Annotated in this window: 24 protein-coding genes; 9 read left to right on the top strand and 15 right to left on the bottom strand. The window is 39.2% G+C overall.

Going from position 1 to position 23,552, the window contains the following annotated elements; translation table 11 throughout:
* Nucleotides 1-23: 23 nt before the first annotated feature.
* Together ACG59Z_RS09040 and ACG59Z_RS09035 are read right to left on the bottom strand one after the other, a co-directional pair.
* The gene (locus ACG59Z_RS09040; protein WP_400198872.1) at nt 24-866 is read right to left on the bottom strand and encodes an undecaprenyl-diphosphate phosphatase; all 843 of its coding nucleotides are present in this window, start codon (nt 864-866) and stop codon (nt 24-26) included.
* A gap of 107 nt (nt 867-973) precedes the next feature.
* Nucleotides 974-1,666 carry a YggS family pyridoxal phosphate-dependent enzyme gene (locus ACG59Z_RS09035; RefSeq protein WP_400198871.1) on the bottom strand — a complete coding sequence of 231 codons (693 nt, stop codon included), beginning with the start codon at nt 1,664-1,666 and terminating at the stop codon, nt 974-976.
* Between the two features lie 126 nt (nt 1,667-1,792).
* Here ACG59Z_RS09035 and ACG59Z_RS09030 point away from each other — a divergent pair, with 126 nt between their 5' ends.
* Both ACG59Z_RS09030 and ACG59Z_RS09025 read left to right on the top strand, forming a co-directional pair.
* Nucleotides 1,793-2,830 (top strand): type IV pilus twitching motility protein PilT, encoded by a 1,038-nt coding sequence (locus ACG59Z_RS09030; protein ID WP_107972265.1) that lies wholly within the window; start codon nt 1,793-1,795, stop codon nt 2,828-2,830.
* A gap of 27 nt (nt 2,831-2,857) precedes the next feature.
* Nucleotides 2,858-3,976, top strand: a complete 1,119-nt coding sequence (locus tag ACG59Z_RS09025) for a PilT/PilU family type 4a pilus ATPase (RefSeq protein ID WP_107972266.1) — start codon at nt 2,858-2,860, stop codon at nt 3,974-3,976.
* 69 nt (nt 3,977-4,045) lie between these two features.
* Here the strand turns inward: ACG59Z_RS09025 and fur are convergent, their stop codons facing one another.
* On the bottom strand, nt 4,046-4,483 hold the full coding sequence (gene fur / locus ACG59Z_RS09020) for a ferric iron uptake transcriptional regulator (protein WP_002052029.1): 438 nt from the start codon (nt 4,481-4,483) through the stop codon (nt 4,046-4,048).
* A 111-nt stretch (nt 4,484-4,594) separates the two neighbouring features.
* On the opposite strand from fur, the gene ACG59Z_RS09015 reads away from it, so the two are divergent.
* The gene (locus tag ACG59Z_RS09015; RefSeq protein ID WP_400198868.1) at nt 4,595-4,993 is read left to right on the top strand and encodes an outer membrane protein assembly factor BamE; all 399 of its coding nucleotides are present in this window, start codon (nt 4,595-4,597) and stop codon (nt 4,991-4,993) included.
* 55 nt (nt 4,994-5,048) lie between these two features.
* On the opposite strand, the gene ACG59Z_RS09010 is transcribed toward ACG59Z_RS09015, so the two are convergent.
* The 10 genes from ACG59Z_RS09010 to ACG59Z_RS08965 form a co-directional block, all read right to left on the bottom strand.
* Complete coding sequence (locus ACG59Z_RS09010) at nt 5,049-5,372, bottom strand: RnfH family protein (RefSeq protein WP_400198866.1); 324 nt, start codon at nt 5,370-5,372, stop codon at nt 5,049-5,051.
* Nucleotides 5,372-6,439 carry a hypothetical protein gene (locus ACG59Z_RS09005; RefSeq protein WP_400198865.1) on the bottom strand — a complete coding sequence of 356 codons (1,068 nt, stop codon included), beginning with the start codon at nt 6,437-6,439 and terminating at the stop codon, nt 5,372-5,374. The genes ACG59Z_RS09010 and ACG59Z_RS09005 overlap by 1 nt, the downstream gene beginning before the upstream one ends.
* A 152-nt stretch (nt 6,440-6,591) precedes the next feature.
* Nucleotides 6,592-7,047, bottom strand: coding sequence for a bacteriohemerythrin (locus ACG59Z_RS09000; RefSeq protein WP_000782976.1), 456 nt, complete (start codon nt 7,045-7,047; stop codon nt 6,592-6,594).
* A 251-nt stretch (nt 7,048-7,298) separates the two neighbouring features.
* Nucleotides 7,299-8,147, bottom strand: coding sequence for a class II glutamine amidotransferase (locus tag ACG59Z_RS08995; RefSeq protein WP_032047991.1), 849 nt, complete (start codon nt 8,145-8,147; stop codon nt 7,299-7,301).
* 108 nt (nt 8,148-8,255) lie between these two features.
* Nucleotides 8,256-9,038: a GNAT family N-acetyltransferase gene (locus ACG59Z_RS08990; RefSeq protein WP_400198864.1), complete on the bottom strand. Its 783-nt coding sequence runs from the start codon at nt 9,036-9,038 to the stop codon at nt 8,256-8,258.
* A 118-nt stretch (nt 9,039-9,156) separates the two neighbouring features.
* On the bottom strand, nt 9,157-10,065 hold the full coding sequence (gene argB / locus ACG59Z_RS08985) for an acetylglutamate kinase (RefSeq protein ID WP_263613091.1): 909 nt from the start codon (nt 10,063-10,065) through the stop codon (nt 9,157-9,159).
* Between the two features lie 14 nt (nt 10,066-10,079).
* The gene (locus tag ACG59Z_RS08980) at nt 10,080-11,498 is read right to left on the bottom strand and encodes a phosphomannomutase/phosphoglucomutase (protein WP_400198863.1); all 1,419 of its coding nucleotides are present in this window, start codon (nt 11,496-11,498) and stop codon (nt 10,080-10,082) included.
* Nucleotides 11,499-11,686: 188 nt separating this feature from the next.
* Nucleotides 11,687-12,139: a dUTP diphosphatase gene (dut, locus tag ACG59Z_RS08975; RefSeq protein ID WP_000868152.1), complete on the bottom strand. Its 453-nt coding sequence runs from the start codon at nt 12,137-12,139 to the stop codon at nt 11,687-11,689.
* Between the two features lie 24 nt (nt 12,140-12,163).
* Complete coding sequence (gene rep, locus ACG59Z_RS08970; protein WP_263613088.1) at nt 12,164-14,203, bottom strand: DNA helicase Rep; 2,040 nt, start codon at nt 14,201-14,203, stop codon at nt 12,164-12,166.
* Between the two features lie 193 nt (nt 14,204-14,396).
* A complete protein-coding gene (locus tag ACG59Z_RS08965; protein ID WP_263613087.1) occupies nt 14,397-15,050 on the bottom strand; it encodes an OmpA family protein in 654 nt (217 codons plus the stop codon).
* 244 nt (nt 15,051-15,294) lie between these two features.
* On the opposite strand from ACG59Z_RS08965, the gene ACG59Z_RS08960 reads away from it, so the two are divergent.
* The 6 genes from ACG59Z_RS08960 to ACG59Z_RS08935 all read left to right on the top strand — a co-directional run bounded on the left by ACG59Z_RS08960 (nt 15,295) and on the right by ACG59Z_RS08935 (nt 19,655).
* On the top strand, nt 15,295-16,221 hold the full coding sequence (locus ACG59Z_RS08960) for an acyltransferase (protein ID WP_002051994.1): 927 nt from the start codon (nt 15,295-15,297) through the stop codon (nt 16,219-16,221).
* 14 nt (nt 16,222-16,235) lie between these two features.
* Nucleotides 16,236-17,282, top strand: coding sequence for a preprotein translocase subunit SecA (locus tag ACG59Z_RS08955; RefSeq protein ID WP_400198862.1), 1,047 nt, complete (start codon nt 16,236-16,238; stop codon nt 17,280-17,282).
* Nucleotides 17,283-17,403: 121 nt separating this feature from the next.
* Nucleotides 17,404-18,126, top strand: coding sequence for a septum site-determining protein MinC (minC, locus tag ACG59Z_RS08950; RefSeq protein ID WP_400198861.1), 723 nt, complete (start codon nt 17,404-17,406; stop codon nt 18,124-18,126).
* Nucleotides 18,127-18,196: 70 nt separating this feature from the next.
* Nucleotides 18,197-19,009, top strand: coding sequence for a septum site-determining protein MinD (gene minD, locus ACG59Z_RS08945; protein ID WP_134262941.1), 813 nt, complete (start codon nt 18,197-18,199; stop codon nt 19,007-19,009).
* Between the two features lie 2 nt (nt 19,010-19,011).
* Complete coding sequence (gene minE / locus ACG59Z_RS08940; protein ID WP_000896934.1) at nt 19,012-19,284, top strand: cell division topological specificity factor MinE; 273 nt, start codon at nt 19,012-19,014, stop codon at nt 19,282-19,284.
* Nucleotides 19,285-19,367: 83 nt separating this feature from the next.
* Complete coding sequence (locus ACG59Z_RS08935; RefSeq protein ID WP_001218560.1) at nt 19,368-19,655, top strand: PA4642 family protein; 288 nt, start codon at nt 19,368-19,370, stop codon at nt 19,653-19,655.
* 50 nt (nt 19,656-19,705) lie between these two features.
* Here the strand turns inward: ACG59Z_RS08935 and rhtC are convergent, their stop codons facing one another.
* Both rhtC and ACG59Z_RS08925 read right to left on the bottom strand, forming a co-directional pair.
* The gene (rhtC, locus tag ACG59Z_RS08930; RefSeq protein ID WP_087606707.1) at nt 19,706-20,326 is read right to left on the bottom strand and encodes a threonine export protein RhtC; all 621 of its coding nucleotides are present in this window, start codon (nt 20,324-20,326) and stop codon (nt 19,706-19,708) included.
* Nucleotides 20,327-20,476: 150 nt separating this feature from the next.
* Nucleotides 20,477-23,509 carry a DNA translocase FtsK gene (locus ACG59Z_RS08925; protein ID WP_400198860.1) on the bottom strand — a complete coding sequence of 1,011 codons (3,033 nt, stop codon included), beginning with the start codon at nt 23,507-23,509 and terminating at the stop codon, nt 20,477-20,479.
* Between the last annotated feature and the right edge of the window lie 43 nt (nt 23,510-23,552).

Below are 23,552 nucleotides of genomic sequence, written 5' to 3'. Positions count from 1 at the left end.
TTTATTTTTAAAACATAAAAGAATTAATTCACGCAGAGTACGACAATCGCAAAACCAATACAGTACAGACCGAACAAATGCCAACGGCCATGTTCTAACCATGAAGACAACCATTTCAATGCCAAAAGACCAGCACCAAAGCTAAAGCACATACCCAACAAGCTTAGAACCATCGAATGGAACACTTGTCCATGAGCTACGGTTTGTAAGCCTTGAGCGTGAACTAAACGATATAATTCTTTTAAAATTACTGCTGGTGTTAATACCACAGCCAACGCAAAACTGAACTCTTCAGCCTTTTGGCGAGATACACCTAAAAATAGCCCTGTAGAAATGGTTGCACCTGAACGTGAAAAACCACGGAAAGGTAAACATAACGCCTGTACTGCCCCAATAATAGAAGCACTACGCAAACTGATTTCACCCGATTGTCCGCGATCTAAACGCGAAGATAAAATAATCAGGACACCTGTTGAAATTAGTGCAGCAGCCATGAGTTTTGAGTTACTAAACAAATGCTCAATTTCGAAACTGCTCGCGCCACCGAAAAACACATGTTTAATAATAGATTGGAGCGCTAAACCAAGTACACCAGTAATTAGGGTTGCCAAAATAATATAGAAGGCTTGTTTTTTAAAACTTTCCCAAGAAGAAAAATAAGTTTTTTTCCAAGATTTCCAAAAGTAAACGATCACTGCAAACATCGTACCTGTATGCAACATTACAAGTAAGAATGTCATGTCAGGTGCAGATGGATCATACCCCATTAACTTTTCAGCTAAAATAACGTGTGCGGAACTAGAAACTGGCAATAATTCAGCAAACCCCTGAATGACTGCCAGAATGAAAACATGCAACAAATCCATACATTACACACTCAAATATTAAAATATCTGGTTTATAAATGAGGAAAATTAAATTTAAATTAACTGATTACAGTTCCACCACAAAATATTTAGCTAACCCGTAAAAGTTATTTTTTCTCAATCGGGTCACGCTTACCAAACAAAGCTGTACCTACACGGACCATGGTCGAACCTGCGGCAATTGCGGCATCTAAATCACCCGACATTCCCATGCTTAATGTATCCCAGTCTTGCACATGAGCGTGTTGCTCTTTCACCTCATCAAATAGCTTTTTAGCATCTGCGAAAGCTGCAGTATTGTCCGGTGCCGGAATGACCATTAAGCCACGTAGTTTAATTTTCGGCAGTTGACTAATTTGAGCAACTAACTCGGCAACTTCTTCCGGCGCACAGCCATCTTTACTGTCTTGGCCATCAATATTCACTTGCAAACAAATATTAAGTGCAGCTTGGTCATCACCACGTTGGTTAGACAAACGCTCTGCAATAATCAAACGATCTACACCATGTACCCAATCAAACTTTTCAGCCAAATGCTTAGTTTTGTTGCGTTGAACATGCCCAATAAAATGCCATTCAATGTCTAAGTCATGCAGAGCTTCAATTTTATCCAAAGCTTCTTGTAAATAATTTTCACCAAATGCCCTTTGCCCTGCTGCATACATTTCATGCAATCTTTCACTTGGATGTGTTTTTGATACGGCTAAAAGTTGCACAGTTTCAGGCGCACGCTGAGCATGTTCACAAGCAGTTCTGATTTGCTGTAATACGTGCTGTCGCGCATCTTGCAGGTAATTCATTGACAAGGTTCTCATTTTCAAAAAACTTTTTTGCTTTTCACCTAAAGCGAGGTGTTGGTAAGCCTCGGTGAAAGCCGTATATTATTCTACAAAATAATGACATATTTTAATTTACTTGGGGAAATTATGGATATTACAGAGCTACTCGCCTTCTCTGTGAAAAATGGCGCGTCCGATTTACACTTATCTGCTGGCATGCCACCAATGATTCGTGTCGATGGTGAAGTTCGTCGTATTAACTTACCAGCCTTAGAACATAAAGATGTCCACCGTCTTGTTTATGACATCATGAACGATAAACAGCGCCGTGACTATGAAGAAAAACTTGAAACTGACTTTTCTTTTGAAGTACCTAATGTTGCACGTTTCCGTGTGAATGCATTTAACCAAAACCGTGGTGCTGGCGCAGTATTTCGTACCATTCCATCTAAAGTACTCACCATGGAAGATTTAGGCTTAGGTCAAATCTTTAAAGATATTTGCGACTATCCTCGCGGGATTGTACTGGTGACAGGGCCAACAGGTTCGGGTAAATCAACTACGCTTGCGGCAATGATGGACTATATTAATGAAAACCGTTATGACCATATTTTAACGGTTGAAGACCCAATCGAATTTGTACATCAGTCCAAGAAATGCCTGATTAACCAGCGTGAAGTACACCGTGATACACATGGCTTTAATGAAGCACTTCGCTCAGCACTACGTGAAGACCCTGATATTATTTTGGTCGGTGAGATGCGTGACCTTGAAACGATTCGATTAGCACTTACTGCTGCCGAAACAGGTCACTTGGTATTTGGTACGCTTCACACCACGTCAGCTGCAAAAACCATTGACCGTGTAATTGACGTATTCCCTGCCGAAGAAAAAGACATGGTTCGTGCCATGTTGTCTGAATCTTTACAAGCCGTTATTTCGCAGACCCTACTTAAAAAGAATGGCGGTGGTCGTGTGGCAGCACATGAAATCATGATTGGTATTCCTGCCATTCGTAACTTAATTCGTGAAAACAAAGTCGCACAAATGTATTCAGCTATTCAGACAGGTGCCAACCATGGTATGACGACCCTCGACCAAAGCTTAAAAAACTTGGTGTCTCGTGGTGTAATTAGCCCGCAAACGGCTCGTACAGCGGCGAAACAGCCTGAATCATTCCTATAAAAATAACAAAACAGCGAGAATACAATTATGGATTTTAATGACTTGCTCAACCTGATGGTTGAGAAAAAATCATCGGATCTTTTTATTACAGATGGCGTTGCACCATCAATGAAGATTAACGGGCAAATTGTTCCAATTTCAAAAAATAGTCTTTCAGGCGAAGTAATTGGTCAACTCTTACATTCCATCATGAGTGACAAACAGCGTAAAGAATTCGCAGACACTCGTGAATGTAACTTTGCCATTATGAACCGCGATAAAACGGCGCGATTTCGTGTGAGTGCTTTTCAGCAACGCGATATGCCGGGCATGGTACTACGTCGAATTGAAACTAAAATTCCTTCAATTGATGACTTACAGTTACCCACTGTGCTTAAAGATTTATCGATGACCAAACGTGGCATTATTATTTTCGTAGGTGCAACAGGTACTGGTAAATCGACTTCATTGGCTTCAATGATCAGCCATCGTAACCATAACTCCAAAGGCCATATCATTACCATTGAAGACCCAATTGAGTTTATTCACGAACATGCGGGCTGCATTATTACACAACGTGAAGTCGGTATCGATACTGACTCATTCGAAATTGCTTTAAAAAACACGTTACGACAAGCACCCGATGTCATCTTAATTGGTGAGATCCGTTCGCGTGAAGTGATGGACTATGCAATTGGCTTCGCTGAAACAGGTCACCTTGTATTAGCTACCATGCACGCCAACAACGCTAACCAAGCGCTCGACCGTATTATTCACTTCTTTGAAAGTGACCGACATAGTCAGCTCTACATGGACTTATCGCTTAACTTAAAAGCCATGATTGCACAGCAGCTTATTCCAACACCAGACGGTAATTCACGTCGTGCAGCGATTGAGATTTTAATTAACTCACCATTAATTTCAGACTATATCCGTAAAGGCGAAATTCATGAAATTAAAGATTTAATGAAACGCTCACGTGAACTGGGGATGCAGACCTTTGACCAAGCTTTATTTGATTTATATAAAGCAGGCCAAATTACTTATAAAGATGCCCTTAAACATGCCGACTCACCAAACGATTTACGTTTAACGATTAAGCTTGCAAATGAAGGTCCTGATCAAATTACAGACGAAAAACAGCATTTAACTTTCGACCGTCAGTAATTTCTTCATAAAAAAAGGAAGGTTAAACGTAACCTTCCTTTTTTATTTGTTTTCTTTATGTGAAAACGATTATTTCTTGCGCAGTGCATCCTGACATTCAGGTTCATTACAGTAACCATAGAGATTTAATGAGTGACCCGTTAAGGTGAACCCATGTTGTTCTGCTACAGAATGCTGTTCTTTCTCGATAACATCATTAGTAAATTCAATAACTTTGTTACAGTTTTGGCAAACCAAGTGATCGTGGTGATCTTCTTGCATAATTTCGAAAACAGAATGGTTATTTTCAAAATGATGACGTTGAATAATGCCCGCAGCTTCAAATTGTGTTAACACACGGTAAACTGTCGCAAGTCCGACATCTTCCCCTTGCTCTAACAAAGTCTTGTAAATATCTTCAGCGCTAAGATGATGCTGTTTTGAATTTTCTAATAATTCCAAAATCTTAATTCGTGGAAGGGTAACTTTAAGTCCAGCTTTGCGCAAATCTTGATTGGAAATAGGCATGAAAAAAGGTCTCTCAACAAATCTCAAGTTGGAATAGGCAATAGAATTTATATGAAGTATGATCTATCCTTTGATCAAATGCATCATAATTTATTGGGATAGTGTAGCAAAATGCAAAAACTCATGCTGACGTTATTCGTCACTTCACTCCTAGCTGGTTGTTCAATCTTTGGTGTATATAAGGTTGATATTCCTCAAGGGACTCCATTGACTAAAGCTCAAGCCTCTCAAGTACAAGTCGGCATGAATTTCCAGCAAGTGCGCTTTTTGCTTGGTAGCCCAACAGTGACTGATCCCCTCAATCCACAACGTTGGGACTATATCTACAACTATATCCCGGGAACATATGCTAAAAAAGCGAAAATCCCCGCAGCACATGGTCAGCATTTAAAAATTTACTTTGATGGAACTGGAACTGTAACTAAAATTGAAGGTTTAGAAACTATTCCAGAATCGCAACCAGGTTTACCTGCTTCTAAAGAGGCGATCTTAACTGCCCCACCACTATAATCGTTTTTTCTAATAAAAAGAAACCCCTCAAGTGAAAAAACTTGAGGGGTTTTGCTTATTGAGCTGATTGCTTAAAGCGATTGCCTTTAATGTATCTGCCCACAGGATTCTTCGCGGCACGTTTCCGGCGAATATCTTTTGGATTAATCGTTAAAGGTCTATAAACCTCAACTCGATCACCTGCTTGTAGTACTGTATTAGCTTCTACTTTTACACCAAAAACACCGAGCTGAAGTGGTTCAGGCAAATCAACTTGACTTGATAAACCACTAACTTGAACTGCCTGTGAAGCAGTCATTCCCTGTTCAAATAGAACAGAGATTAGGAACTGTTGCTCTGGCGCCGCAAACGCCACCCAAACTTGTTGAATGCGTTCCATTAGATACTTTGCCCAATTACAGCAATCATTGCCACAATAATTGAAAGTGGCAATACAATACGTACAGCAATACGCCATAAATTATAGAAAAGCTCATTGCTGAAATTCATCGATTTACGTAAGTGACTAATTTTCATAATCCAACCTGCAAAAATTGCATAGATCAAACTAATGAGTAAGCCCCAAAGCATAAGAACAAGCGTAAATAAGTGATGAAGTTCAGGCACCGCCCAAACTGCAATCGCAACAACAAGAATTACCCATTGTAAAACAGGCATAAGCTGACGCTGAGCAAGTTGCTCTCTTGCCAATTGCACAAATAACGCTGAGGTCATCACACCTGTAAATATCCACGTAAGGACAGGTAATTGAGCTTGAAGCGAGAAGAAACCAAAAGCAATTACAGCGATGAGCTGAGCCAACCAAATTGGAAGAACAGTTTTAGTTGCACCTTCTTGAGTCTGAACAGTGCCGACACTATTTTGCCAGTAAAGTCCTAAACCTAAACCACTCGCTACAAGCGCAAGTACGGTTGCATTACCCCACTCTTTAAACTCTACATTGGTCCAATGCCAAGGCTGTAAAGTCGTACCCATCATGTTTGCTAACACGATAGAAGCGATTACCCCTAAGGTCATTAACAAAACAAGAATTTGACGAGGAATAAATGATAAGACCAAGGCAGCAACTGCAAGGCCTGCAAAAATGATTTGACCTGAAATGCTTGGAGCAAACTGCGCAACTAATATATTGCTTGCGGTGCTCAGCACATTACCCGCCAAGAAAGGAATAAAAACAACAGCAAGCCAGCCAACCACGCGCCATTTAGGCGAGCTATCTGCTTCACGAGTTAAACTCGATAACGCATTTAAAGCGGTTGTTTTAGATCGTTTTGCTAAAGCAATTTCCAAATAACAAACTGGTAATGCCAATAACAACATTGTGCCAAACCACAATAACCAGAAATCGAGCTGACGATCAATCTGGATGCCCATGGTTGGTGCCAAAGTGGCCATGATGACAAAAGATAAGCAAAACGCCATAAGAGGCGATAACCAACGTGACATAGGTATGTCCTGCATTATGCATTCCTTGAAAAAGTCTTTAGATATTTTGCCCGTCTCATGCATGAAAATCAAAGTTTGCGCCATAAAAAAAGCAAACCACCGAAACGATAGTTTGCCGCGCTAACTGTATATTAGAGTTTTTCGAGTTAGAGTTATGAGAAAAAACGGGCGAACCAGTTCTTTCCTTTCTTCTTTTCTTTTTCTCTAATAATCCCCATCATATTTTCTTTTACTGCTCCCACATAATCAGCATCATCATGTTGAATATGATTAATTAACCATTTAGCCAAAATCTCTTGTAATTCAGCTTCAATCGTATGTCCCATTTCAAAACGTTCTCGGTATAACTCTATTTTCTTAATAAACAAGTCATGTACACGTTTATGAGGTACTCTATATTTATAATCAGCTTCTTCTTGCAAACTTTCTTCAAAGGTAAAATGTGACTGCGTATAATCAATAATGTTATCTAAAACATCCTTAATACGACGTCTATCTTCATCATCTTTTACATCATCAATTTCGTTAATATAATCAAGAATCCGTTTGTGTTGCTCATCAATAACATCAATACCCGTATTATATTCTGAAGCCCATTTCATTTTCATACACCACCCCCAATGATGTTCAATGACTGTTGCATAAGCCGCATCTTATCTTTAAAGGGTATAAATAAAAACAAACCTATTTCGTCGGCTTTATATAAATAAAAATAGATAATGAATTAAGTATCTGATTTTTAATAAATTAAATAATATTAACCGACTAAAACAATAAAGTATTTTTTAAACAAAATACTTTATCATTAATTAAGCAAATATATATATTAATTAAGCATTTACACTCATTTACTTAAAAATTAATATTGGTCTGCCCGAGTAATACGTTTAAGTTCAGGGTTTTTCTCTTCACGTATTAATCTTTCAACATGTGTTATTGATTTTTTTATAGGCTGACCATGTTGAAATAAAATCATTTCACCGGGTTGATAAGCTGTCCAAGTTTCATTATGTGTTAAAGGCTCAGTAGTAATTACTGCAACTCGATCTTCAGGAGTAGTCACCTGACTAAAATCAACTTCGACATCTAAATCAATTAAATGTGCATTATTAAATGGATATTCACGAACTAACCAATGTAATTTAGTAATGGCATAACTAAATAATGCTTTACCATTAGATAAACAGAAATTAAATGTGCCATATTCTGCAATTTGCGGAGAAATTTTCTCTAACACTTCAAATATCTGTTCAAGACTTGGCTCTTCATAACCAAATACTTCTACGAGTTGGTCGAGTAAATAACAAAATGCTCTTTCGCTATCTGTATTTCCTACAGGTGTAAAACGCCCGCTCAAAGGTGGATTAAAATCATGTAAATCACCATTATGGGCAAAAATCCAGTGACGTCCCCATAACTCACGAATAAAAGGATGTGAGTTCTCAAGCGTGATTTTGCCTTGAGTCGCCTTACGAATATGGGCGATTACATTACGTGATTTGATGGGATAGTTACGAATAAGATCAGCTATTGGAGATTCAACCGCAGACTGGTTGTCTACAAATAAACGGCATGCCTTGTCTTCAAAAAAGGCTATACCAAAACCATCACTATGGTCCGAGGTAATTCCTGCGCGCTGTGAAAAACCACGGAAAGAAAAAGTGATATCCGTTGGTGTTGCACAATTCATTCCTAATAGCTGGCACATATTGTTCTAAACTTTTCGCTTCATTACCTCATACATACTATTGTGCATGAGAGTAAAATAGCTTGTAAATCCCAATATGCGCTCGCTATTACAAAATATAAGATATCTTTATCGTTGAGCCATTTTGTTCATTACAAAGGAAGTCGCGATTTTATTTACTTCCAAAAATACAAAATAATCGAGACAGTTAAATTCAGCATCAAAAAAGGCATTTTTAGACAGTTTAGATTGCATACTCAAATACATTTGGAACAGTTTTGGCATACGTTCATCTTGAGGAAAACTGAACTCTGGATATTCAGGTTCATAAATTTTTTTAGAACGAATATCGATGGTTTTGCTGTCTGGTAATTGTTGAATCTGGCGGTGCGTATAGTACGCTCTGGCCAAATTATCTTGCAGGTGAATACTTACACAGCCCATCAAGTATTTAGCTCGCATTGACCACAACACTTTAGGTGCTAGATTCAGCCATAACGTTGAAAGTGCCTTACCATTACGAAAACGTGGATGTACGCAGGTACGCCCTATTTCTAATACATTTGGCAAATGCGATAAGTGAGGAACAATATCAAACTCATGAGCACTATAGCTTTGCGCTATTTCATGGCCTTGAAAGAGCTTGAGTCGCGTATAAGCCACTATCTCTCCCGTCCATTTCTCACGTAATACTGCATGCTCACAGCTAAAATCGTAAATATCTTGATCTAAGTTATCTTCAAAATGAATACCGAATTGTTTACTAAATTGTTGTGCGCGAAACCGTTGTACATCTTGTAATTCTTTTAAATTATCAACCCATTCAAAGCGAAATTGTGTTTGATTCGTAGTCTTATGACGATTTAGAGGTAAAGTCCACGTTTGGCGATATTGATTAAATTTTTCCAGCATAATGAACGCTCCTAGTGACACCCCTTACACTAGTCAAAGCTCATGACAAAAAAATGACCAAAATTAAATGACATAAAAAAAGACCACTTAGCGTGGTCTTTTAATCAAAATACTCACTTTAGTGAGATGCATTTGAACGGTTAGAAATGAGCGTACCCACACCGTGATCTGTAAAGATTTCAAGTAATGTTGCATGTGGTACACGACCATCTACAATGTGTGCACTCACAACACCGCCTTTTACGGCATCAAGCGCGCAACCTACTTTAGGAATCATTCCGCCGTAAATCACGCCTGTCTCGATTAAACGGTCAACTTCTTGTGTGGTTAAACCAGTTAAGAGATTTTTGTTTTCATCTAATACGCCAGTAATATTCGTAAGCAGAATTAATTTTTCTGCGCCTAATGCTTCAGCAACCTTACCAGCGACCAAGTCAGCATTAATGTTGTAGGTATTACCTTTTTCATCGACACCCAATGGTGCAATAACCGGAATAAAGTCACTTTGGGTAAACATCTCTAATACGTCTGTTTTTACCCCAGTTACTTCACCCACCATACCTAAGTCGATATGTTTGATAGAACCGTCTTCTTCGTGCTTTTCCATTAATAATTTACGGGCACGTAATAGATTGCCATCTTGACCAGTCAAGCCAATTGCACGTCCACCATGTTTATTAATCAAATTAACAATAGATTTGTTTACGCTACCGCCTAGGACCATTTCAACCACTTCCATAGTGGCTTGATCGGTCACACGCATACCATCAATACGATCAGACTCACGGCCTAATTGTTTTAAGAAAGAATCAACTTGTGGGCCGCCACCATGTACAACAACCGGGTTTAAACCCACAGTTTTAAGTAAAACGATATCGCGAGCGAATGAACTTTCCAATTCCGGATCAGTCATCGCATTACCACCGTATTTCACCACCAGCGTCTTACCAGAAAAACGTTGAATATATGGCAAAGCTTCAATCAAGATTTTTGCTTTGTCGACGCCAAGATGCTGATGTTGTGGCATTGCGCCTCTCCTTATTAGGCCTCAGAAAGTTCTTGTGCAATTTGCGGGTAACGCTCTTGCAACATATCAATAAATTTTTGCTGAATTTCCTTTAAACGCAAAGGACTATCAGCATCAAATCTTACGGTAAAATACTCACCCGTATTTGATGCTCGAATAATGCCAAAACCATCATCAAAATCAAGACGTACGCCATCAATTTTACTAATATGAGCGCCTAAACGATGGCTCAAAATTTCAATATCTTGCAATACATGCTTAGGGTCTGATTGGTGAGTACTGATATAGGTATCTTCGGTACAGCATCTTTCAGGATAAATAGAAAATAAATCTGAAACTGTTGCCGCACTAGACTCGGTGAAATATTCCATTACGCGCAGTGCAGCATATATACCATCGTCATATCCAAAACCGCGTCCGTCATTAAACACATAGTGGCCAGCATATTCACCACCAAAAATGGCATGACCTTTGGACTTAGATAAATAAGAACGGAGGAAACTACTACCCGTACGAATCATTTTCGGTTTACCACCGAGTCGCTCTACGGTTCTTTGCACCATCAGTGAGCATTTCACATCAAATACGATTTCTTTATCTGGTTGTTGTTCCAGACACATTTGTGCAAATAGCGACAATAAACGGTCAGCTGTAAGTATGTTGGCTTTCTCATCGAGTAATACGACACGATCACCATCACCATCAAGCGCAATACCAATATCGGCAGCTTGCTCAATAATCGTTTTTCGTAATTCTTTTAAATGGGCAGCATGTGAAGGGTCTGGCGCATGGTCAGGGAACTCGCCATTTGGAGTAGTACGTAAGGCAATGACTTCACAACCCATTTTTTCAAGTACCAGTTTCGCACAATGCCCTGCCGAACCATGTAAACCATCTAATACGATTTTTAATGGGCGTTTGAGTTGAATATCGTTAAAGAGAGCCTGTTGGTATTTTTTGCAAAATTCTGATTTAAATTGAGGAGTTGATAATTCTAATAATGAAATTGGATGAGTCGGAACATACGTTTGGGCAAACTCACCGACTTGCTGAATCATTTCTGGAGATGGAGGTTCACCTCTTAAAATCCATTTAATACCATTATCTGATTTCGGATTATGGCTAGCGGTTACCATAATTCCGTTACCACCAAACTCACGTGCAATGTAATACATCATCGGGGTCGAGCAGCAACCAATGTTTGTAACAGTTAAACCCTGCTCTACCAATATCTCTTCGATTAAATGCGCATAAGCTGGGCTGGTAAGGCGGGCATCATAACCAATGACCAGTTGAGTTTGTTCTGCTTGTTTATATTGTTGTGCCAATCCATAGGCAATTGAACGGACGACGTCCGTAGTTAAATAAGAAAGTTTGCCTCTAATATCGTAAGCACGGAAAATATTTTTTGGGAATGAGTGTCTTACATTCATAGCGTATCTTCTATTTAAAGATCAATCTGATCTATCGCAAAAACATAGAGTATTCAAAAGGGTATTTGCTAAAAAAGTTAAAAGAGTATGAGTAAAGCGTGTTGTAATATAATTCATTGTAACATTCAAGGTATAAAAAGAAACACCTGTAAAACAGGCGTTTCTTTTCACTATTTTTTATAAGTAAATTATTGTTTACCAGTGTGACCAAAGCCGCCCGCACCGCGTAAAGTTTCTTCAAATTCCTCTACTTGTTCAAACTCAGCCTGAACAACTGGGACTAAAACATATTGTGCTAAACGCTCGCCCGGTTCTAAACGGAATGTCGTTTGACCACGGTTCCAAACTGAAACCATCAATTCACCTTGATAGTCCGAGTCAATTAACCCAACTAAATTACCAAGAACAATACCGTGTTTATGGCCTAAACCTGAACGCGGTAAAATTAAACCAGCAAAATTCACATCATGAATATAAATTGCCATACCTGTTTTAACTAATACAGTTTGGCCTGGTTCAATTTCAATTGCTTCATCTAAACAGGCACGTAAATCTAAACCTGCTGATCCTGCTGTTGCATATGAAGGTAAAGGCCATTCTTTACCTAAACGCGGATCGAGCAATTTAACTTGAACTTTCATGGGATTTCCTAAAAATTAAAAAAATTAACGCTTTAATAAAGCTTTTAAATTTGCCAAATATTGTTGAGCCTGTTCTTTAGGATCAACATTTGCTGCAATTTTCTTTTTACGCCCTAACCATTCGAGTTCGTCTTGTGGAAGCTCATCAAGGAAACGGCTTGGGGTCATTTGTTTCATTTGACCACCATTTTTACGCTGTTCTGCCAAAGTCAAAGTTAAGCCCTGACGTGCGCGGGTAATACCCACGTACATAAGACGGCGTTCTTCTTCAATGGTTTCAGCTGCGATCGAGTTTTTATGCGGTAAAAGCTCTTCTTCAAGTCCCATAATGTACACATATGGGAACTCCAAACCTTTTGCTGCATGCAAAGTAAGTAGGTTTACTTTGTCAGTGTCCTCTTCTTCTTGCTGCTGTTCTAACAGGTCAAGTAATACTAGTTTGCGAATGACGCTTTCAATGTTCTTTTCATCAACATCTTCTGCACGATTAATCAGATTTTGAATACTGGTAAATAAATTCTCGATGTTATCGAGCTTACTTTTCTCTTGAGCAGGTGTTGCTGACTGTTCACGAATATAGTCGATATAACCCGCTTCATTCATCATTTGACGAACTTTAGGCACAGGCTCATCATCTTCTAGCAACTCACGCGTAAACGTCGCGATAAAGTCCGCAAACTCATGCAATTGAGTTTCTGCTTTTTTAGGAAGGACCATGCTTAAGCGTTGGTCAGAAGAAGCACCAAGTAAAGACAAATTATTTTCTTGGGCAAATAAACCTAGCTTCTCAAGAGTAACTGGGCCAATCGCACGTTTAGGGGTATTAATAATACGTAAGAAAGCACTGTCATCTTCAGGGTTAATAATCAAACGCAGATAGCTCATCACGTCTTTAATTTCTGCACGAGCGAAGAACGATGTACCGCCAGAGAGTTTGTACGGGATTTGCATTTGGCGAAGCTGGGTTTCTAATACACGTGCCTGAAAGTTTCCACGGTATAACACAGCGTAATCTTTCCAGTTCTTACCATTCATCAGTTTATGAGTCAGTAAGTCTTTGACTACACGTTCTGCTTCATCATCATCATTACGACAGGTAATAATTCGGATGACCTCGCCATGCCCTTTATCACTCCACAATTTCTTATCAAAAATATGCGGGTTATTTTGAATTACACAGTTCGCAGCTTTCAAAATACGGCTGGTTGAGCGGTAATTTTGCTCAAGCTTAATAATATGTAAATTTGGGAAATCTTGTTTAAGCAAAGCCATGTTTTCAGGCTTCGCTCCACGCCATGCGTAAATCGACTGGTCATCATCACCCACAGCTGTAAACTGCCCCATTACACCAACCAACAATTTCACTAAAATATATTGCGCGGTATTGGTATCTTGATATTCATCGACCAATAAATAACGAACACGGTTTTGCCACTTGTCACGTACTTCTGCATTTTCTTGTAATAAGCGGGTTGGCATAACAATGAGGTCATCAAAATCGACAGCATTGTAGGCACGTAAATTACGTTCATAAAGTTGGTAAAGGTGAGCAAACTGCACATCTTCAGGAGTTTCACACGTCGAATGTGCTTGTTCAGGCAAAATCAGATCGTTCTTCCAATCTGAAATTTTCTTCATTGCCTTGGCAATTAATTCTTTACTCTCCGCACCCGACAAATTATCGCGATGCATCAAATCCATCAAAATGCGTTTACAGTCATCTGCATCCAAAATCGAAAAATTAGCTTTTAAAGGTAAATTTTTAAGTTCTAAACGTAAAAGATTTAAACCAAAAGTATGGAAAGTCGAAACGGATAAACCTTTTGCTTCTTCACGAGATAAAAGCTTGGTCACACGCTCTTTCATTTCACGTGCAGCTTTATTGGTAAAGGTCATCGCTGTAATACGATGCGCAGGAATACGGCAATGTTGCACCAAATAGGCAATTTTACGCGTAATTACCGATGTTTTACCTGAACCAGCGCCAGCAAGCACCAATAAAGGGCCTTGAGTATATTTCATGGCTTCTTCTTGCTTGTTGTTCAGTTGACTGGCAGATGACATCGTGTATTACCTCTTAATTTTTCGAGCATGATTATAGTCATCTCTTTTTTAGAATCCCAATAGTAAATCTACGGATATGTATAAATGATGTCTAATAATGCAATTTATGCGCCGCAGAATGTCGTGATTATTTCTTGTACTGCACCCATAAAAAAACCACCCGAAGGTGGTTTTTGAAACAATAAACTAAATCTTATTGTTTAGCATAAATGCTGATTTCTACGCGACGGTTTTGTTCACGACCAGAAGCAGTTGAGTTGTCTGCGATTGGGTTAGAAGAACCATAACCTTGTGCATCGATACGGCTAGATGGAACGCCTTTACCAGCTAAATAGCTTTTAACTGATTGAGCACGTGATTGAGATAATGGGATGTTGATAGAGTCATTACCAGTGTTATCTGTGTAACCAGTTACCAAAATCGCGCTCTTGTTATCTTCAGCCAATGTTTGCGCTACTTTGTCCAAAGTTGCATAGAAGTTTGGCTTGATGTTTGATTTGTTTGTATCAAAAGTGATGCTACCAGGCATGATCAATTGAACAGAACCATCTGGGTTACGACCAACTTCTACGCCAGTACCAGCCATTTGTTGACGTAATTTTTTCTCTTTTTGGTCAAGGTATAAACCACCAGCTGCACCAAGAACTGCACCGATTGCCGCAGCACGGTTGTTTTGACGGCTAGAGTTTGCACTTGATTTAGAAATACCGTAACCAGCTGCTGCACCGATTAATGTACCTAATGCGGCTTTATCGTATTCAACGCCACCAAGGTTGTTACCTGTTGTTTGACAACCAGAAAGTACTACTGCTGCCCCTACCACTGTTGAAATAACTAATGCACGCATTGCATGCCTCCTCACTTTGAGTGTTTTGTTGTTGAGTGAATAATGAAACAAAAAGGAAGTATAAAACATTGATATTTTGTTAATAATAAACAGTTTAGTTAGTTTTTTGTAATATTTTGATGCACTTTAAGACGTGCACTCATCACAATTTCTTCATTGTTGTCTAAGATATCGTTGTATTTCATTTCACGATAGTTATAGTTGAACAACTTTCTATGGATTTTGGATATTCGGGGCCATTTATATGTCAACTGCACCCAATAAGCAATCTGCGCTAAAAAAAATTACACGTGGACTCACTGTAGGTACAGTCATCACAGGTAGCACCTTTTTTCATGGACCACCTGTATTGGCTTTAGGCTTAACCAAGTTATTTAAAAAATCATCCAAAGTAGATGAAACCAACATTCAAATTACAAACAGCTGGCTCAGTGTCAATAATTGGCTCATTGACCATGTTCTACCTAATTTAAAATGGGATATTACGATCGACGAAGGTCTTGATTTAAGTATGCAAGGCCGTTACTTAATGACGTGTAACCATCAAAGCTGGGTGGATACTACCGTAAACCAGTATTTCGGCTTAACCCGTATGCCCCTTACCCGCTTTTTTACCAAGTGGGAACTCATCTTTATTCCGTTCGTTGGTCAAGCCTTTAAAATTTTAGGCTTCCCAATGATGAAACGTCATACCAAAGAGCAAATTGCGAAAAACCCTGAGCTTAAAGACCGCGATATGATGGAAGCACGTAAAGCGTGTGAACAGCTCTTGAGTCAACCTTTTACTTTATTAAACTATTTGGAAGGTACTCGTTTTACTCAGGAAAAACATGACCAACAAAATTCGCCTTATAAACATTTATTGAAACCTAAAGCAGGCGGTTTGGCTCTGGCTCTAAATATTTTGGGCGACAAAATTGATGCTTTAGTTGATATGACCATTGTCTACCCTGACGGTGTACCGGGTTATGGCGATTTCTGGTTAGGTGATGTTTCACAAATTGCGGTAAATCTTCGTAAAATTGAAATACCAGCTTGGGTACTCGGCGGTAACTATGAAGATGACCCAGTGTACCGTGAACGTTTTCAACAATGGGTACATGAACTCTGGACTGAAAAAGATCAACTCATCGAACAAATGAAAGCTCGATATACTACTTCAACTCATTAAAAGCATTTATAGCTATGCAGAACAGTTCCAGAAAACAAGCAAAATATTACCATATGGACCCAAGCAGCGCTTCATTTAAGCTGTTTTTGATTTATGACATCTTTATGGTGTTTATCATTATTTTCAATCTGTTCTGTCTTGCAGCAAATTTCTTTTTAATGAGCAGTATTGGGGCATGGTTTTTTGAACATATTCACCTGCCCCAAGTACTTACGTTTTATAAAACTTATTTACACCCTTGGGTAATTACGACTGAAGCTTGGTTTATTGGCTTTTTAATTACTGAATTTGTTGTCCGCTGGGGCATTTCAATTATTTATAAACACCACAAGCGTTGGTTTTTCTTTCCATTCATTCACTGGTATGAAATTTTAGCCATCATTCCTCAGTTACGTTTTTTACGTTTATTTCGTGCTGGTATTATCGCGTATCGCTTATATGAACTAGGTTATCCTGTTATTCCTGAAAGCTGGAGAAAAACTGGACTATTTTATTACCGTGTTGTTATGGAAGAGTTATCTGACCGTGTTGTTATTACGGTTATTGATGGCATTCGTAATGAGCTTCAAACTAGCTCAACACATAAGCAAATTATTCATGAGTTGGTTAATCATCATCGCGAACAATTTACGATTACCCTAACCTCTATATTGCAAGAATCTTTAGCAACTGCTTTAAAAGAACAAAAACCTGCAATCACAAAAGGTGTGGGACAAATTGTTGATCAAGCAATAGAAGATACGCCAGAGTTAACCCAATTATTACGCTTAATTCCTTTAGTGGGTGGCCGTATCGAACAGCAAATTCAAAGTATTGGTCAGCGACTCGGTGAAAATATCAGTGCCGGTTTAATTGAACCTTTAATTGAAGGATCAAAAGATCAGCCCAATGCGATGTATCAATTAATTTCAGAAAAAATAAGTAACGTGAATATTAATAACCGTGAGCTTGAGCAACTTGTCGAGTCTGTGGTATTTGAAAGTCTTGAAGCAATTCGCAAACAAGTTAAAGTCAAACAATGGCAACAAACCCTTGCGGAGCGTGATCGAATCAAAGAATAAGCATTTACTTAATTTTTTATGAAACACGCTAGAGAATTGGCACGATTTGTTCTAGCATTTGCTCTATTTACAATAAACTTAACGATATTACAGCTCGTTTTAACGCCTTGAAGGAAGACTTATGGCTGATATCCGGATTACCGGCAGAATGGTTAACTTTAGCAGGATAACCTTCGATACGAATGATCATGATGTGATCCGCCAGCAATTATCAAATATTCTAAATGAAGGTTCCTATCAGGGAACTGTCGTTATTATAGATAGTACAGTTGAGCAAGAGCTTATTGCTTTAATTCAGCTGTTAGTAAGCTTAGGTTTGCAACCGATGGCGGTCATTGACGGCATTTTAGGTGATGAGGCACGCGCCATTCAGTTCCCTGTATTACCAGCCGACCAGCCATTACAACGCATCAAAGCAACCACAGAGCAAGTTGCAATTGTAGAGAAACCGGCACCTGCACAAGCTTCACCAGAAACAAAAAAACCACTAAATAATAATGCAGTTGCCCATATTACCTCTTATCATGATGAAATTTTGCGTACAGGCCAATCTCTTGTACAAGACCAAGGCGATATTATTTTAAAAGCTGGCATGAATAGTGGATCTGAAGTGATTGCTTCAGGAAATATACATATTTATGGCACGGTTCGTGGTAGAGTCATTGCTGGTGCGGGTGGGCACGCTGCTGCACGCATTTTTTGCCAATCTTTAGAGGCTGAACTCGTTTCCATTGCCGGAACATATTGTGTCGCAGATGATATCCCTAAACATGTGGTAAAAAAGCCAGTACATATTTATTTAAATGAAAAGCAAGAGCTTGAATTTGAAGCTCTAGAACTTTAGTTTATTAAACAAATCACCAAAAAACAGCCCTTTTAAGGGTGTATGTATGACCATAATAGGAGTGGATTCGGTGGCCAAAATTGTTGTCGTAACATCAGGCAAAGGTGGTGTAGGTAAAACTACAACGAGTGCATCTTTTGCAACAGGTTTAGCCCTTCGTGGTCATAAAACTGTTGTGATTGACTTTGATGTAGGCTTACGTAACCTTGATTTAATTATGGGGTGTGAGCGTCGTGTTGTTTATGATTTCGTCAATGTAATTAACAATGAAGCACGTCTGCAACAAGCCCTTATTCGCGATAAAGATATCGAAAACCTTTATATTTTGCCGGCTTCACAAACCCGTGATAAAGATGCTTTGAGCGACGAAGGTGTTGCTCGTGTAATTGATGAGCTTGCTCAAGAATTTGATTACATTATTTGTGACTCACCTGCGGGGATCGAGCGTGGTGCAATTTTAGCAATGTACCATGCAGATGAAGCAATCATTGTGACAAACCCTGAAATTTCTTCAGTACGTGACTCTGACCGCATCATCGGAATGTTAGACAGCAAAACTAAAAAAGTTGAACACAACGAAGGACGTATACGTAAGCATTTATGTATTACACGTTTTAACCCTGAACGTGCTGACCGTCAGGAAATGCTGACGATTGATGATATTTCTAAAGATATTTTACGCGTACCGACATTAGGTGTTATTCCTGAATGTCCAAGTGTATTACAAGCATCAAACGAAGGTAAGCCAGTTATTCTGTACTCAGAAACTAAAGCTGGCCAAGCGTATGATGACTTGGTTGCTCGCTTTCTTGGCGAAGACCGCCCTTATCGACACATCACAGCTCAACCTAAAGGCTGGTTAGCACGACTATTTGGAGCGTAGATATGGCAGGATTCTGGAGTAAATTATTTAGCAGTGAAGAAAAACCATCAAGTGCTCAAACTGCCAAAGATCGTTTAAAAGTTATTGTTGCATCAGAACAAGGTTTAGGCCGTCGTTTAAGCCAAGACAAGATTGACCAAATGAAGAAAGAAATCATGCAGGTGGTGAGTCGTTATGTAAGCGGTGTAGGCGAACAGCATATCCAAATGCAAGTTCGTTCTGAAGCAAATATCGAAATGTTAGAAATGAATATCAATTTACCTGAAGAACGATAATTCTATTTCTGACTATTCAACAAATCAGAATCAAGGCAAAATAACGCAAGTTATTTTGCCTTTTTTAAAATGAGGAGATTGTCATGGCATTATCACAGCCAGCAACTTTCAATGAAGAATGGTCCGATGAGCGTGTTTTTGCCTACCTCAACCAACTTCCTCCAAATGGTGTGAACGCAGATTTTCACGTGCTCTACCATGCTTTCAAACATATGCGTCCAAATGACTATGAACGTCTTTTGACTAAATTTGTTGCAGATGGACGAGACATCAATGCAACAAACCCTGAAGGCGAACGCATTCATGACGTGATTGCTAAATTTCCACGTCAATCAGCGCCGTTTTTAGAAGTTTTAGCAAAGTTTGCTTAAGTTTAAAAATAAAAAAAGCCTCTTTTAAGAGGCTTTTTTACTGTCTGGATTTAGCGATTTCCAATCAGGAAAATACCGAATACGGTAAAAATACCACCGGAAATACCATCAATCCATTTTGAAAAATTACGGTAAGCCACTCTGAAACTCGGTAACGAGAAAATAAACGTCACAAAGCAGAACCATAAAATCGTTTCAACTGACACAATAATAAAAAGTAACCAATGAACTTGATCAAGCTGAGGATTCGCTAAAAATAAAGAAAACACACTACCAAAATAAATTACAGCTTTAGGATTTGATAAATTGGTGAGTAATCCTTTCATAAAAAATAAGTAAGGTGCTTTAGGCAACTCAACAGCCGTAACCTCTTCCTGCTGATTTTTTGAAAATGCTGAACGCAACATTTGATAGCCTAACCAACATAGGTACAAACCACCTGCGATGAGTAACCCTTGCTTTAACCAAGCCATTTTCTCGAAAATAATATTTAAGCCCATCAGTGCTAAAGATGCCCAAAACATAACGCCTGCTGTTATTCCTGCTACAACCAGCATTGCTTCTTTACGAGATCGGCTTACCGCGGTCTGCGATACTAGAAAGAAATCAGGCCCTGGAGTAATAAGCGCACAAAAATGAATAAAAGCTAACGTAATTAACGCGACTAGCATGTTGTCCTCCTGATTTGTTCCATTGTTTTTTATTTAGAAGCACACATTAGCATTTTTTACTATTTGATAAAATCTCAAACTTTCAGTTCAGGGCTATTATTTTGGACTATAAAAAAAGCCTCCGAAGAGGCTTTATTTCAAGTAAAGATATTAAACTAAAATATCTCGCTTACCATTGGCACCCATAGCACTCACAATACCGTTCTCTTCCATTTGGTCGATAATACGGGCAGCACGGTTATAACCTAAGCTAAACTTACGCTGTAATGAAGATGTAGATGCCTTTCGAGTTTCTAGAACAAACGATACGCATTGGTCATAAAGTGCATCACGGTCTGAAGCGCCATCACCCTCTTCAAAGCCACGAGATGTAGGTTCTTCATCAAATGGCGTCAAGATCTCATCTACATAGTCAGGTTCACCGCGTTCACGCCATGCATCACAGATACGGTTCACTTCATCATCACTAATAAATGCGCCATGTACACGTTCTGGCTCAATCTTACCTGGCCCTAAGAACAGCATATCACCATGACCTAACAAGTCTTCTGCACCACCTGCATCCAAAATAGTACGTGAGTCGATTTTACTATTTACACGTAAAGCTACACGAGTTGGAATATTGGCTTTAATCAAACCCGTAATAACATCTACCGATGGACGCTGAGTTGCAAGCAAAAGGTGAATACCGGCAGCACGAGATTTTTGCGCCAAACGCGTAATCATTTCTTCAGCTTTTTTACCTACTTGCATGATCATGTCGGCAAACTCATCTGCCACAATTACAATTGATGGTAACGGTGTTAAACGAGGTGCACGCTCTTGTGTCGCTGAGTCACTTGGCTTCCATGTTGGATCAATCAAGTCTTCCCCATTTGCAATCGCTTCTTCAACTTTTCGGTTGTAGTCACTTAACTTACGAATTTTAAGGAATGACATAAGCTTATAACGACGCTCCATTTCATTTACACACCAGTTTAATGCACTAACTGCATCTTTCATGTCAGTCACTACAGGCGTTAATAAATGCGGAATATCATTATAGTTTGCAAGTTCAAGCTGTTTTGGATCGATTAAAATTAAACGTAGCTGGTCTGGCGTATATTTAAGTAACATCGATAAAATCATCGAGTTAACCGCAACAGATTTACCCGAACCTGTAGTACCCGCAACTAACATATGCGGTGCTTTTGCTAAATCTGTTAATACTGGATTACCAGAAATATCTTTCCCCATTGCCATGCTAATCAGTGCGCTTGGATCTCGATATGTTGGCGTTTCCAATAACTCGATCAAACGTACCATTTCACGGGCACTATTAGGTACTTCAATACCAATATATGGTTTACCCGGAATAACTTCTACAACACGTACAGAAGCCATAGACATTGAACGCGCCAAGTCACGGGAAATATTAGTCACTTTAGATGCTTTCACACCCGGTGCTAAGTCTAATTCAAAGCGTGTAACAACTGGCCCTGGCTGAGCTTCAACGACCTGAGCCTTAACATTAAACTCTTGTAATTTAATCTCAAGCAATTCAGACAAACGAGAAAGCTGCTCTTCGGTAAAGTTAACTTTCTTATTTGGATCAACCTTATCAAGCAGTTCAAAGCCCGGTAATGTTGGCAAATCTAAACGCTTCTTGGCTACTTGCATTGCACGAGACATTGGTCGACCAGATGCATCAGTTAATGGCGCATCAAAATCGAACTCATCTTCAAGATCATCTTCCGGCTTTCCGGCAGTTTCTTGCCAAGCTTCAATAAATTCTTCTTTCGAAAGCTTCTCTGCACCAATCGTAGTTTGAATAGGTGCTTTTACAAATGCTGAAGATTGCGCATAGCTACTTGCTTTGACCGGTTGAGTTGCTGGAGCAATATCTTCATCAATTAATAAGTCATCGAAATCATCAAACACCTGTTCATTTGATAAGTTTTTAGGTGGCTGATTTAAATTCGATACAGGTACAGATGTTTCAACTGATGTATGAGGTGTTTGCGGTACTACTGCTGGTTCAACATAATGGTCTTGAACGAACGGCGTATGTACATCAGTAGCAGTTTTACTATTTGGAACTGCGGCAAGCAATTCATCAAAAATCTCATCATCATTCCAATCTAAACCTTGATGACTATTCGATGCTTGAGGTTGTGCTTGTTTAGCCTGATAAGCCGTTTCTTGGAATTGCTCATGACTTGGATGTTCATTTGAATCATCCGCAGCTCTTAACAATGCATCAATTTCTTGCTTATGACTTGCATCATCGCGCTGTAAAGCACGCCAAACCTCACCTGTCGCCACTAAACGATCACTGTCTTTTTTAAGCTGTTGAGCTTGTTCAAGTGTACGCTCAAAGTTTTCTGGCTGAGGAGCTGGTTTTTCTTCAACAGTTTCAGGCTGACTTTGCTCTTTCGCTAACACATCGGCAAATAAACGCTCCGCCATTTCATCGTGTCGTGTAGAGCTAGCTTTGGCTTGAGTTTTTTCTGACTGAACATTTAGCTCTGCTTCATCACTAACTTCAGCTTTAGGCATCTCGGCAACTTTTACCGTTGCTGTTTTATTTGCAGGCTGTGTAGTTAAGTCATAAGCAGATTCATTTGGCGATACGTTCTTATAGAATAAATCTTGTAAATAACTTGGCATTGCTTTGAGCGTAACCCATGTTTTGCTCCACTGCACCCCAAATGCCAAAGTGAACAATACCACTCCGAAAACCAATAAAAATAAGGTCGCACCATAAATCGTTAACAGTTGAGATAAGCTTTGTCCCAACTCATAACCAATAATCCCGCCTGCCGCATTATCTAAAGTATCTGCGGGTACATTCCAGTGTAAGTAAAGCAAACTCGACACAACAAGAATTAAGAAGAATTGAGCAGCATAACGGAATGGACGGTTTAGAAAACTATGCGGCCACCATACTTGGATGGCTTCAACAAATAGGAAAATTGGAATAAGTAAACTTGCCCAACCTAAAAAGCCAAACAGCAAATCTGCAATCCATGCACCGGCAATACCACTTGCATTGGATACTTGCTGAGTATCACTTGAAATATGCATCCAGCCCGGATCAAATGGCGTATATGTTACTGTCGCCAGAAACATATAAATACCAAAAGAGACCAAGAATAATGTCATCAATAAGCGCTGTGCATAAACACTTGACACCGCAGTCATATACTGTCCTGTAACCCATTTAATTATTGGTTTAGAGATGTGA

Source organism: Acinetobacter sp. ABJ_C1_1, from assembly GCF_044684115.1.
Taxonomy (GTDB): domain Bacteria; phylum Pseudomonadota; class Gammaproteobacteria; order Pseudomonadales; family Moraxellaceae; genus Acinetobacter; species Acinetobacter nosocomialis_A.
This window is presented reverse-complemented; position numbering and strand designations above follow the sequence as displayed.